We start from the raw sequence: 12,698 nt of genomic DNA on the forward strand, positions 1-12,698 counted from the left end.
ATGCTCGACGGACGCAGCAACGCCTACGTCGAAGCGATGAACGGCCTGCTCCAACAGACGAAGACCGCCGCCCGAGGCTTCCGCAACATCGAGAACTTCATCGCCATGGCCTACCTGCGCATGTCCAAGCTTAAGCATCTACCGCAGAACCCCCTGGCGCCGGCCGTCGCCCGCGACTACGGGCGCTACCGTCATATTTGTTGAGAAGTCAATTTCCACTGGAAACGGCATAGAGCCACTACGGCCACGGCAAGAAGCATCTGGCCAGCCTACTGGCCACCCTGATCATCCTGGCTTACCTCATGCACACCGTGCTGCAGTGGTGCGATGGTCAGTACCGATTGCTGCGTGAGCGCCTGTCTGCACGCCAACGCTTCTTCAACGATCTGCGCACGCTCTCGTGCTACCTGCGCTTCGAGAGCTGGGACGCGATGCTCGCCTTCATGATCCAGGCGCTCGACCAGCCTTTCACGCCCTATGCTCAGGACAAGCAATCGCCATAATGAGAATTGCTGCTACCAGAGAGGGATTGTGAAAGCACTTCGTTATTTATGGTAATGTGCTAAGACTGGCTTGGGCGTGCAGGTTCCAAGCTCACAAAAGGGGGGAGCCATGATCGGCTCGATTGGTTTGTATTCCACAACCCAGGCAGGCGGCGCTACGGCTTTCAAAGCGGCTTCGGCGACCGAGCGGGTTTCTGAAGCTTCAGAAAATCAGGGCGCGTCAGGTACGCAAGGCGGCACAGAGACGATTTCCACGCTGGCCCGACAACTGGCAGCAAGCGCCAGCCGCGCCGAAGAACGAGACAAGACTCTCACCCGTTCAGAGTTGGCCGACAAGGCTAAAAGCATCCTGAATCAGGTGGTCGGCAATGCCTACTATGCCAACAAAACGCGGCACGACAGCGAGGTTCCGAAAACCGACGATCCGGAGTTATTGGCCAGAGCCAAGCAGGCGACAGCATTCGTCAATGACGCCGCACAAGGCGGCCACTCGATCAAGAACCCATTTGCCGGCCTATCGCAAGAACAATTGTCCAACATCATCTACGACGAGAGCGGGATATATACGGTGAATGAACGCCATGCTGCTTGGCGTGAGTCTTACGACCAAGAAGAAGCATGGCGCGTAAAAGTGGCTCAGCAAGCCATGGACGAATATAACAGAACAGGAAAGTTAACCAACTTCTTTAGTGAAGTTCTTGAACATTACAAGAGCTTGCCAGCCATTGAGCAGGCCCAATATCCGAAAGGCTATGCTGCTGACCTGCAATCAAAAATCGACCTGGATTTTAACTACCGGACGCACCGAGCAGAGGGTAAAGACAAAGCCCCCCTGAGTCTGATCGAAACTCTATTCGAGCAAAGCCCGCAGCAAACCGACGAACTTCGCCACAAGAATGATGCCCCCGATTCTTTCGCGACTAAACACGCCCTGAGGCAGGAATCCAGCGGTACAGGGTAGGAACGGAAACACCAAGATTCGTGGCCACGTCACGCGGCGGGACGCCGTTGGCCAATAGTTTCTTCGCCGACTCGATCTTGCTTTCGGTCATTTGCCGTCGGCGCCCGCCTTTTCTGCCGAGTTGTCGGGCAACTTCCAGCCCTGCGCGGGTGCGCTCGACTGTCAGCTCCCGCTCCATTTCGGCCAAGCTGGCCATGACGTGGAAAAAGAAGCGCCCAGAGGGCGTGCCAGTATCGATGGCATCGGTCAGGCTCTTGAACTGGATACCTTGCTGATGCAGTTCGCCAACCAAATCGACCAGATTCTTGACGCTGCGTCCCAGGCGATCCAATTTCCAAACCACGAGTGTGTCACCCTCGCGCAGCATTTCCAGTGCCTTGGTGAGTCCTGGACGCTCGGCTCGACTGCCACTGATCTTGTCGTTGTAAATCTTTTTACAGCCCACCTTGGTCAAAGCTTCGGTTTGAAGGTCGAGGTTTTGGTCCTGCGTCGAGACGCGGGCATAGCCGATCAACACGGGTTGCTCTCCGTCTTATCGCGGGTCACGGCTCCATCCCGTCGCCGTTGCGCGCTTCATTGCCGGCATTCTGGCGCACGACGAGCAGTTGCTTGAGCAACGCCGGCAGCCATTCCTGAACCGTCTCCCACACCACATCGAGGTTGATGTCGAAATAACCGTGGGCCATGCGATTACGCATGTTGCGCATGCTGCGCCACGGCACTTCGGCGTGTGCCTGGGTGAACTCGGCGTGGCCGTCCATCACCTTCGTGGCGGCCTCGCCGATAACGATCAGGCTCATGATGACGGCCTGCTGGGTGCGCTTGTCCGCCAGGAAGTCGTCCTTGACCATCCCTTCCACGAAGCTGCGCGCATCGGTTGCGGCTTGCTGGATGTGGTCGAGGTAATCGGGCAGGCGGTTCTCGTTCATACCGGCCGTGCTTCCGCGAGCACCTTGGCCCGGAACTTCGGCGGCAGGTCGCCTGGCGTCAGTAAATCGACGTCAACGCCGAGCAGCGATTTCAGTTCTTCTTCCAAATCGCCCAAGTCCAACAACGTGGCACCGGGCAGCGCGTCAACCAGCAGGTCGATGTCGCTGCCATCCCGGTCGGTGCCATGCAGCACAGAACCGAAGACGCGCAGGTTCGCTGTTCGGAAACGGCCCACCGCTTCGCGCACCGCGCTTCGCTTTATGTCGAGCACAACGGACGGTCGCATGGGCATCCTTTCTTATCGAAACTCGTTGAAATGATATGCCGATAAGAATAGAGTTTCAAGAACTATTTTTGAGAATTGAAACGCCTTGATTTCCCGTGCCGCGCTGGTTGCCTTGGCTGGCTGATCACAAACGAGCGTTTTCAAGAAGAAGGAAACCGCATGCCCCGTCGTTCGATCCTCTCCGCCGCCGAGCGCGACAGCCTCTTAGCTCTGCCCGATACCCAAGACGAACTCATCCGGCACTACACCTTCAGCGAACCCGACCTGTCGCTGATCCGTCAGCGGCGCGGCGACGCCAACCGCCTGGGCGTCGCGGTGCAGTTGTGCTTGCTGCGCCTCCCCGGGCAGGGCCTGCTGCCCGGCGCTGAGGTGCCGACGCCCCTGCTGCAATGGATCGGGCGGCAATTGCGGCTCGATCCGGCGTGTTGGCCGCAGTATGCAGAGCGGGAGGAAACCCGGCGCGAACACCTGCTCGAACTGCGGGCATACCTGGGCATGGAGCCGTTCGGCCTGGCGCATTACCGGCAGGCCGTCCATGCCACGACCGAGTTGGCCTTACAGACCGACAAGGGTGTCGTGCTGGTCAGCGCTATCCTCGACTCGCTGCGCTACCGACACATCATTTTGCCGACGCTGGATGTTGTCGAGCGCGCCTGTGCCGAGGCGATCACCCGTGCCAACCGGCGCATCTACGACGCCTTGGCCGAACCACTGTCGGACGCGCATTGCCGCCGCCTCGACGATCTGCTCAAGCGTCGGGACAACGGCAAGACGACCTGGCTGGCCTGGCTGCGCCAGTCGCCCGTCAAGCCCAATTCGCGGCACATGCTGGAACACATCGAGCGCCTCAAGGCGTGGCAGGCGCTCGACCTGCCTTCCGGCATCGAGCGGTCGGTGCACCAGAACCGCCTGCTCAAAATCGCCCGCGAGGGTGGCCAGATGACGCCCGCCGATCTGGCCAAGTTCGAGCCGCAGCGGCGCTACGCGACCCTGGTGGCGCTTGCCATCGAGGGCATGGCCACCGTCACCGACGAAATCATTGACCTGCACGACCGCATCCTGGGCAAACTGTTCAACGCCGCCAAGAACAAGCATCAGCAGCAGTTCCAGGCGTCCGGCAAGGCGATCAACGCGAAGGTGCGATTGTTTGGCCGCATCGGTCAGGCGCTGATCGAGGCCAAGCAAGCTGGCCGCGATCCGTTCGCCGCCATCGAGGCCGTCATGTCCTGGGACGCCTTCGCCGAGAGCGTCACCGAAGCCCAGAAGCTCGCGCAACCCGAGGATTTCGATTTCCTGCACCGCATCGGCGAGAGCTACGCCACGCTGCGCCGCTACGCGCCGGAATTCCTCGACGTGCTCAAGCTGCGGGCCGCGCCCGCCGCCAAGGACGTGCTCGACGCCATCGAGGTGCTGCGCGGCATGAACAGCGACAACGCCCGGAAGGTGCCAGCCGATGCGCCAACCGATTTCATCAAGCCGCGTTGGCAGAAGCTGGTCATGAACGACACCGGTATAGACCGGCGCTACTACGAGCTGTGCGCGCTGTCAGAACTGAAGAACGCGCTGCGCTCCGGCGACATCTGGGTGCAGGGATCACGCCAGTTCAAGGATTTCGAGGACTACCTGGTGCCGCCCGCAAAATTCGCCAGCCTCAAGCAGGCCAGTGAATTGCCGCTGGCCGTGGCCACCGACTGCGACCAGTACTTGCATGACCGGCTGACGCTGCTGGAAACGCAACTCGCCACCGTCAACCGCATGGCGACGGCCAACGAGCTGCCGGACGCCATCATCACGGAGTCGGGCCTGAAGATCACGCCGCTCGATGCGGCAGTGCCCGATACCGCCCAGGCCCTGATCGACCAGACCGCGATGATCCTGCCGCACGTCAAGATTACCGAATTGCTGCTGGAGGTGGACGAATGGACCGGCTTCACCCGGCACTTCGCGCACCTGAAATCGGGCGACCTGGCCAAGGACAAGAACCTGCTGCTGACCACGATCCTCGCCGACGCGATCAACCTAGGCCTGACCAAGATGGCGGAGTCCTGCCCCGGTACGACCTACGCCAAGCTCGCTTGGCTGCAAGCCTGGCATGTCCGCGACGAAACCTACTCGACGGCACTGGCCGAGCTGGTCAACGCGCAGTTCCGCCACCCCTTCGCCGAGCATTGGGGTGACGGCACCACCTCATCGTCGGACGGCCAGAACTTCCGCACCGGCAGCAAGGCCGAAAGCACCGGCCACATCAACCCGAAATACGGCAGCAGCCCAGGGCGGACGTTCTACACCCACATCTCCGACCAGTACGCGCCATTCCACACCAAGGTCGTGAACGTCGGCGTGCGCGATTCGACCTACGTGCTCGACGGGTTGCTGTACCACGAATCCGACCTGCGGATCGAGGAGCACTACACCGACACGGCGGGCTTCACCGATCACGTCTTCGCGTTAATGCACCTGCTGGGTTTCCGCTTCGCACCGCGCATCCGCGACCTGGGCGACACCAAGCTCTACATCCCGAAGGGCGACGCCGCCTATGACGCGCTGAAACCGATGATCGGCGGCACGCTCAACATCAAGCACGTCCGCGCCCATTGGGATGAAATCCTGCGGCTGGCCACCTCGATCAAGCAGGGCACGGTGACGGCCTCCCTCATGCTCAGGAAGCTCGGCAGCTACCCGCGCCAGAATGGCTTGGCCGTGGCGTTGCGCGAGCTGGGCCGCATCGAGCGCACGTTGTTCATCCTGGACTGGCTACAAAGTATCGAGCTGCGCCGCCGTGTGCATGCCGGGCTGAACAAGGGCGAGGCGCGCAACGCGCTGGCTCGCGCTGTGTTCTTCAACCGCCTGGGTGAAATCCGAGACCGCAGTTTCGAGCAGCAGCGCTACCGCGCTTCCGGCCTCAACCTGGTGACAGCCGCCATCGTGCTGTGGAACACGGTCTATCTGGAACGGGCGGCGAACGCCTTGCGCGGCAACGGCCATACCGTCGATGACGGCCTGTTGCAGTATCTGTCGCCGCTGGGTTGGGAGCACATCAACCTGACCGGTGATTACCTCTGGCGCAGCAGCGCCAAAATCGGCGCAGGCAAGTTTAGGCCACTACGGCCGTTGCAACCGGCTTAGCGTACGATTTTTTCCGTTTTCTGAGGCGCCCCCGACATGATCGCCACGATTAGCCCCTGGGCAATATCCGGCGCCGCCCTGACGTTCGTGCTGTATGGCTATCTCATCATGGCCGGCAAGATTCAACAGCCCGGCCCGGACTTCCTCATCAAGTCTGTGAAAATCGCCATCATCGGGGCGCTTGCCCTGAATGCGGGCACCTACATGGATTGGGTCGTCGGGACGCTCACGGGCTTGGAAGAGTCCTTGGCGGCAGCGGTCAGCAGCGGCGGCGGTGGATCAATCTATGCCACGCTGGATAGCTCGCTAGGCAAGGGCATGGACATCATCGCGCAATGCCTGGAGCAAGCGAAGGCGTCGGGCTGGACAGAGCTACCTACCGCTATCGGCTGGTATATCTGCGCGGTACTGATCGCCATCGGCTTAACCCTGGTGGTCGTGGTCGGCGGTATTGCGATCATCATGTCAACCATGATGCTCAAGGTATTGTTTGCCATCGGCCCGGTGTTCATCATGTCCTTGATGTTCCCGGTAACGGCGCGATTCTTTGATTCGTGGATGGGCTACGTTCTCAATCACATCCTGATCGTGGTTTTGACGGCGGCCGTGCTGACTCTGGGCGTTACCATCTACGATGCCCAACTTACCAAGGTCGTCGTGGGTGACGGGGATCAAAACCTGCTCCTGGTAGCCTTCGAGTTGGTAATCATCGCGGCCATTCTGTACGCCCTCGTTAAAGGTGCAGCAGGCGCGGCAGCAGCACTAGCCGGCGGCCTCTCAATGGCAGTGATGGGCGTTAGCCAAATGGCAGGCGCAGCACGTACAGCGAGCAGCGTAGCCAAAGGCGCCGGGAAGGCCGGCGCCGCATTGGGACGAGGTTCCTACAACTTGGCAAAAGCCGGCTTCGACAAGCTACGCGGTGGCGGCGAGCAGTTTCGGCAACAATTTCATGGATTACTCCTTACGGTTGGTGAGTTAGTAGTGTTTTCTGATTTTTGGTGGAGTTCATTGGCTTGTTGCGGGCTTTGCTCGAATAGCATCTCGATCAAGCTCATGGGGTCTTTGCCTCTACCTTCTGCCTGGTGGGTGCGGTAGTTAAAGTCCAGATCGATCTTGGACTGTAGGTCGCTGGCATAATCTTTGGGATATTGCGCCTGCTCGATGGCAGGCAGTTCCTTGAAGTGGTCAAGTACGGATTTGAAGAAATTGGTCAGTTTTCCCGTGCTGTTGTATTCGGCCATGGCTTGGGTTGTGACCTTTACACGCCATTCTTCTTCTTGACGATCGGCTTCATAGGAGGCCGCTCTTCGTTCATTGACTGTATAAGTCCCGCTATCGTCATAAATGATGTTCGCCAATTGCTCTCGTGATAAACCGGCAAATGGATTTTTCTCAGAGGTTCCGCCTCTAGCCGCACTATTAACGTACTCCGTCGCCTGCTTGGCTCTGGCCAATAATTCTGGGTCGCTCGTCTTAGGCACTTCACTGTCGTGTTTGGCCTTGTTGGCGAAGTAAGCATCACCCTGTATCTGGCTCAAAGCGGTTTTTGCCTTGTCCGCCAATTCCGAACGGGTGAGTGTCTTATCCCGCTCTTCGGCACGGCTGGCGCTCGCTGCCAGTTGTCGGGCCAGTGTGGAAATCGTCTGTGAGCCACCTTGGGTGCCCGATGTGCCCGAACTTTCCGTAGCGTCGGAAATCGGGTCGGTTGCCGAAGCCGCCTTGAATGCTGCCGCGTTGCCTATCTGGGCTGTGGAATACGAACTAATTGAGCCGATCATAACTGCCTCCGTGAGCCTAGGATCTAGCAATCCAGACCGATAATATCATAACGCCATAAATGACGACGGATTTTTAGGCGTCAATTCAGTGCATCGAAACTCCCTGCTGCCCAGCGGAGTTCTGCCCAAGGACGTGGCCAAAAACCTCGGCGTGTCCATTCCGATCTTATAACGCTGGATACCAGCCTCCGCGCATGCTTAGCGTACGATTTTTTCCGTTTTCTGAGACGACCCCCACAAGCTCTATCGCGACCACAACGTCGCGTTGCTGGTGAATGCAGGGGTGCAATTTCCGGTTGAAGGCCGCCAAGTTCGACTGTTCGGCCTTGATGACGCAACGGCGGGGACGCCGCGCCTCGATCTCGCCATTCGGGACCCGGATGCAACTGCTGCGGAGTTCACGATCTTGGTCCAGCATTCACCCGGGTTCTTTGCGGCGAAATCGGCTGGCGCAGGGTTGCCCAACAAAGCGTTCGATTTGTGTTTGTCAGGCCACACTCACGGCGGCCAAATCACGTTATTCGGCTGGGCGTTCGGCCCATTGCCGCCAGGCAGTGGGCCATTCGTAGCAGGGCAATACGAGACGGTGGCGTGTCCGATGTATGTGTCGCGGGGGCTTGGCACATCGGTGCTGCCGCTGCGGCTGTTTGCGCGGCCGGAGATTGCGGTGTTTGATCGTTAACGATGTTAAGCGGCAGTATTGTCGTTAGAAATTGTAATCGGGGCGTAGGGGGTTAAGTGGATACGGAAAAGGTTTATAGGCTTATCGAAGAACTTTATCATATCGTTGGTGAATTGGAAGCAATGTTCCCCGGCAGACACTTCACTCCAGATGGTCATCTTGTCGGGAGTCTTGGTGAATGTCTGGCTGCACACGACTATGGCTTGGAACTGCTGCCAGCCTCTACGCGGGGTGTGGATGCTGTGAAAGGCGAGAAGAGGGTCGAAATCAAAGCGACGCAAGGCCAACGCGTTGCCCTTCGGAGCGCTCCAGAGCACCTGCTGGTTCTCCAACTGAATAAGCAGGGTAGGTCCCACGAAGTCTATAACGGCCCCGGTAGCCTCGTCTGGGAAGAACTGGAAGGCAAGCCCCGGCCAAGCAACGGCCAGTACCAAGTCTCGCTGAAGCGACTCAAGGAGATCATGAAGGAGGTTCCGGAAGAGGACCGTATCCCGAAGCTTGTGCGTAACAATGCGCGCCAGCCGAGCGGTACTTCCGAGTCCGCTCCAGAGGGGGCAACTTAGTTCAGCGACGGGCGGCAGCTTTCTTCAAACCCAGCGGCGGCAACGGGTCGGGTCGAGACGGACGGGGGCCGTCGGCCTTGCCGCATCATTGGCGAAGGTCTCAGTCCTGCCAGGTGCGGCCGGTCAGCATCCGATCCGGATAGCGGCCATACGGGCGGGGAGGGTATCCCGCGATGCGGGCCAGGTACGCCTTCGGGTGCGCAACAACGAAGCCGGCGGCATACGCATGGTCAGCCTGCCGGCCGACGAGTTCATCGCACGCTTCCTGAGCCAAGTCCTGCCGGGCGGCTTTAAGCGCCTGCGCCACTAAGGGCTGCTCGCCTACGGCCACAAGCGTGCCCGGTTCACCGCCGCGCGTGCGGCGCTTCAGACGCCGGCACCGCAGCCAGCGATGATCGAGGCGGCCGAGGCCCTCATGGCCCGCGCCAGTGGGGAGAATCCTAAGAGCTGCCCGCACTGCAGGGTCGGGCGTTGGCGTACGGTTGAGATCATTACGTCGCGGCGCTACGATCCGGCCGCACCTACGCCGCGCTGTCGGGATGGGCTGCCATGAACGTACATGCGATTCGGTCCCGACCCGTGTCGGTGCACCGGCGGCATCGGCAGGCTGTGGCACGTCCGCGTGTGGTCAACGTGACCGACGCCGCCTTTCAGACGTTCGATCAGGCTCGATTGCGGTCGATTGCGACGGTGGCAGCGATTAACTGGCGAGCATCGAGCACCTGTACATGGTCGGGCAACGCCACGCTATCCAATGTGGATGGCCCGCGCGTAGAATCCCCAACATCACCGCTTGAGCAGCGGTTCAGTTCAACAAGGCTTATCTCTCGCGGCAGGTACCCGTGCGCTGAACGGCGCTTGCGGCGCGAGGGATAAACCCTATTTGTTAGACATCACAGAAAAACAGGAGCTTTATGCAAAGCCCTAAAAATATTAAAGCTATCGCATTTATTTCAATGTTCTTTGCGTTCCCAATTTGTAACGCTGCCACCGATTCTGACGTTCACCTAGCCAACGGCAATGCATTGCTAGCTGTGTGTGGAGATTACATTAACTCCGTTGACCGAGGCGGCACACTATCGGAGAAAGACGTTGTGATGGCGGCAACGTGCACAAGTTACATAAGAGGTTTTTCTCACGGTGTATCGCTAATTTCCACGGAGAGAAAAGAGAGTAAAGGATATTGTATAAATGAATCAGTATCAGCCTTGCAGATTGCGCGCGTCTTAGTAGAGTATCTTCGTGATAATCCGCAGATACTTCATTTTCACGCAGCTATTCTCACTGGCCGTGCGTTACGAACAGGTTTCCCATGCAGGTAGCTAGCTGTCTAATTCATCGCTCAGCCCGAACAGGCAACAATAGCTGACGCTTTGAGGTGGTGTCGCCTGCCGGTTAGCTCGGCGTTGAGCGACTGCTTTCCTTAAAGCTCAAAAGCGGCATCGGGTCGGGTCGAGACGCTCGGGGGCGGTCGGCCTTGTCGCATCAAAGGTGAAGGTCTCAATCAGGCCAGGTGCTGCCGTGTTCACCCAATCCGCATAGAGGTCGTTCGAGCGCGACGGTATGATCTTCGCCAAATGGCATCATGAACCTCTCCCCGTGCAAGAGAATCGCTCTGAACCTGATTCGTGCGGACAAAACCGACACCGCCAAGACGAGCCTCCGGCTCAAGCGCAAGTAGGCGGGCAGGGATAATAATATTCGTATGAAAATGCTCGGAATTCATACGTGATGACTCTCGAGTGCGATGGCCCTGGCTCCCAGCCGATCCCGGGCGATACGCTTTGATTAGCCCGGCTGAGGATAAAGGGGGAGCGATGCTACGCAAGCTTCTTTTTGGATGCGCATTAGTGCTATTGCCGCAAATTAGCTTCGCGGATTATCTACAGGGTATGAATGCGCTTGACCGGAAAGACTATGCGACCGCCTTGCGGGAGCTTCGGGCGGCTGCAGAGCATGGGGATGGGAACGCCCAAGTATCCCTTGGGTTGATGTATTACAACGGGCGCGGGGTACCCACGAATTACGTAGAGGCTATGCGCTGGTTCAAGAAAGCTGCACTGCGCGGAGATGCGGATGCACTGGTTATATTGGGAGAAATGTATCGTAATGGAAACGGAGTCCCAGAAAGCTATGCAGAGGCCGCTCGCTGGTACCAGAAAGCGGCCGAGCAGGGGCATCCAAGAGCCCAGGGACTCCTAGCAGCTGGCTATGCGACGGGGAAAGGCATACCTCGAAACTATGTGTTGGCCTATAAGTGGGCAAGCCTCGCGGCGGCAAGTGGAGATGAATTGGCACGGAACCTCATGGATTCGTTAGAACAACAGATGTCTAATGAAGATATTGCAGATGCCCAGCGGTTGGCAGCGGGTTTTAAGCCTCGTGGTCGGTGCTGGTCGAATGACGGGATGCCCGTCCGCACACTATTAGAGTGCAGCTGGGCTGCGCCGAGATCGAATTAATAAAATACGTCACATATGGTTCGTCTCGGAAAACATCTGCCAAGGAGATAGCGACGATCCGTTATGTCAGACCATCTTGACGATCTTGGATACGAAGAAGTACGACATCGTTTGGATCGAGGCGATTATCTTGACCCTTATGAGTTGAAGGTTGTGAAGAAGTGGCTACATAGACAAGAGAAGGAGCAAGAGTTCATCGCTTCATGCAAGCGTGCCACTATTTCTTCCGCGCTTGAGACTGGTCGCGTTGCACGGCGGGCTAACTGGATCGCCGTTTTGGCTCTGCTGATTTCCGCTATCGGCGCTCGTGAGCATATTGTTGCTCTTCTTGAAACGATCCTTTCCTATCTGGGACGGTAGAAATCTGAGAAGTGCTAGGTTCTGTTCACATATATCGATATGAGATCACCGCACAAACGATCCGCACGAATGCCATGTAGCTGCATGCGAGCTTGTCGTAGCGTGTGGCGATCCGACGGTAATGCTTGATACGGTTGAAGAAGCGCTCGATCAGATTTCGCGCGCGGTACGCACAGCGGTCGTAATGCCTGGGGGCAATGCCGTTGGATCGAGGCGGGATGACTGCTTGGGCACCGGATGCTTCGATACTCATGACCAAGGCGTTGGCATCGTATCCTTTGTCGGCAACCAGGCTGGCGCACGGCATATCGGCAATCAAATCGTGCGCACACTCGATGTCGGCGACCTGTCCTGCGCTCAGAATCATGCGCAGCGGTTTGCCCAAGGCATCGACGGCAAAGTGCAGTTTGGTCGTCAGGCCTCCACGCGAGCGCCCCAACGCCTGCGGTCCTACTTTTTTTGGGCGCCTGAGGCGTGCTGGTGGGCGCGAACGATGGTTGAGTCGATGAACACCAGCGCCAGATCGCGCTCGCCGGCCAGTGCGAGGGCGACCCGATCCCAGACGCCTGCATCGCGCCAGCGCGCAAAGCGCACATACGTCGAATGCCAGTTGCCGAACTCGGGCGGAAGGTCGCGCCACGGACTGCCTGTGCGTGCCAACCAAATGACCGCCTCAACGAACAGTCGGTTGTCTTTGGCCGAACGCCCTCTATCGCCGGGCTTGCCGGGTAGAAGCCCTTCGATTGTCTGCCACTGTTCATCTGTCAGTACCATCCGAAGCATCCTGATCTCCGCCCAAAGATCAGGATGTAAACACAAATCATCAAATGTGAACAGCCCCTAACCCATCTCTCAAGTTCCAGGCTGGTGGCTCCCGCTTAGCGCGAACGTTAAATGACAGCTTTCATCGGACGCCAATGACTGCAACGGGTCGGGTCGAGACGGTCGCAGTTGGTTCGCAGCGTTCCCGCGCAGGAGGGGCCGAAAGTCTCAGTCCGGCCAGAAGCGGACGCAGGGAGGACTTTCCGCAACCGGCCGTTCGATGCG

14 protein-coding genes and 1 pseudogene are annotated in these 12,698 nt (G+C 58.5%); 11 read left to right on the top strand and 4 right to left on the bottom strand.

Annotated features, from left to right (window positions below):
- The 3 genes from CGK74_RS16445 to CGK74_RS19070 all read left to right on the top strand — a co-directional run.
- The coding region (locus CGK74_RS16445) for a transposase (protein ID WP_165770101.1) at nt 1-204 on the top strand (204 nt) is incomplete at its 5' end.
- Between the two features lie 98 nt (nt 205-302).
- Nucleotides 303-503 (top strand): hypothetical protein, encoded by a 201-nt coding sequence (locus CGK74_RS16450; RefSeq protein ID WP_094269507.1) that lies wholly within the window; start codon nt 303-305, stop codon nt 501-503.
- A 109-nt stretch (nt 504-612) separates the two neighbouring features.
- Nucleotides 613-1,464, top strand: coding sequence for a hypothetical protein (locus CGK74_RS19070; protein ID WP_206186280.1), 852 nt, complete (start codon nt 613-615; stop codon nt 1,462-1,464).
- On the opposite strand, the gene CGK74_RS16460 is transcribed toward CGK74_RS19070, so the two are convergent.
- The 3 genes from CGK74_RS16460 to CGK74_RS16470 are packed head-to-tail and all read right to left on the bottom strand — an operon-like array spanning nt 1,424 to nt 2,680.
- Nucleotides 1,424-1,981, bottom strand: coding sequence for a recombinase family protein (locus CGK74_RS16460; protein ID WP_044396737.1), 558 nt, complete (start codon nt 1,979-1,981; stop codon nt 1,424-1,426). The two genes, CGK74_RS19070 and CGK74_RS16460, sit on opposite strands and share 41 nt — an antisense overlap.
- A gap of 25 nt (nt 1,982-2,006) precedes the next feature.
- On the bottom strand, nt 2,007-2,393 hold the full coding sequence (locus tag CGK74_RS16465; protein WP_044396736.1) for a HepT-like ribonuclease domain-containing protein: 387 nt from the start codon (nt 2,391-2,393) through the stop codon (nt 2,007-2,009).
- Complete coding sequence (locus CGK74_RS16470; protein ID WP_044396754.1) at nt 2,390-2,680, bottom strand: nucleotidyltransferase family protein; 291 nt, start codon at nt 2,678-2,680, stop codon at nt 2,390-2,392. Before CGK74_RS16470 ends, CGK74_RS16465 begins: the two co-directional genes overlap by 4 nt.
- A 159-nt stretch (nt 2,681-2,839) precedes the next feature.
- On the opposite strand from CGK74_RS16470, the gene CGK74_RS16475 reads away from it, so the two are divergent.
- From CGK74_RS16475 to CGK74_RS18855, 8 genes and pseudogenes are all read left to right on the top strand, one after another.
- Nucleotides 2,840-5,806, top strand: a complete 2,967-nt coding sequence (locus CGK74_RS16475; protein WP_094269508.1) for a Tn3 family transposase — start codon at nt 2,840-2,842, stop codon at nt 5,804-5,806.
- Between the two features lie 36 nt (nt 5,807-5,842).
- On the top strand, nt 5,843-6,901 hold the full coding sequence (locus CGK74_RS16480) for a TrbL/VirB6 family protein (RefSeq protein ID WP_094269509.1): 1,059 nt from the start codon (nt 5,843-5,845) through the stop codon (nt 6,899-6,901).
- Between the two features lie 966 nt (nt 6,902-7,867).
- Nucleotides 7,868-8,266 carry a metallophosphoesterase family protein gene (locus tag CGK74_RS18850; RefSeq protein ID WP_133091924.1) on the top strand — a complete coding sequence of 133 codons (399 nt, stop codon included), beginning with the start codon at nt 7,868-7,870 and terminating at the stop codon, nt 8,264-8,266.
- A 56-nt stretch (nt 8,267-8,322) separates the two neighbouring features.
- Nucleotides 8,323-8,829 (top strand): DUF6998 domain-containing protein, encoded by a 507-nt coding sequence (locus CGK74_RS16490; RefSeq protein ID WP_165770102.1) that lies wholly within the window; start codon nt 8,323-8,325, stop codon nt 8,827-8,829.
- A 169-nt stretch (nt 8,830-8,998) separates the two neighbouring features.
- A pseudogene (locus tag CGK74_RS19510) lies at nt 8,999-9,382 on the top strand (transposase); the annotation flags it as partial.
- Nucleotides 9,383-9,785: 403 nt separating this feature from the next.
- Nucleotides 9,786-10,151, top strand: coding sequence for a Rap1a/Tai family immunity protein (locus CGK74_RS19515; RefSeq protein WP_420823183.1), 366 nt, complete (start codon nt 9,786-9,788; stop codon nt 10,149-10,151).
- 495 nt (nt 10,152-10,646) lie between these two features.
- Nucleotides 10,647-11,291, top strand: a complete 645-nt coding sequence (locus CGK74_RS16500; protein ID WP_094269510.1) for a tetratricopeptide repeat protein — start codon at nt 10,647-10,649, stop codon at nt 11,289-11,291.
- A 63-nt stretch (nt 11,292-11,354) separates the two neighbouring features.
- A complete protein-coding gene (locus tag CGK74_RS18855; protein ID WP_133091926.1) occupies nt 11,355-11,651 on the top strand; it encodes a hypothetical protein in 297 nt (98 codons plus the stop codon).
- A gap of 25 nt (nt 11,652-11,676) precedes the next feature.
- On the opposite strand, the gene CGK74_RS19520 is transcribed toward CGK74_RS18855, so the two are convergent.
- Nucleotides 11,677-12,434, bottom strand: a protein-coding gene (locus CGK74_RS19520; protein ID WP_420823182.1) for an IS5 family transposase whose coding sequence is annotated in 2 segments (ribosomal slippage) — nt 11,677-12,110 and nt 12,110-12,434 — 759 coding nt in all. Because the reading frame shifts where the segments join, the coding sequence is not laid out codon by codon here.
- Nucleotides 12,435-12,698: the final 264 nt, after the last annotated feature.

Origin of the sequence: Thauera propionica, assembly GCF_002245655.1 — a bacterium.
GTDB lineage: Bacteria > Pseudomonadota > Gammaproteobacteria > Burkholderiales > Rhodocyclaceae > Thauera > Thauera propionica.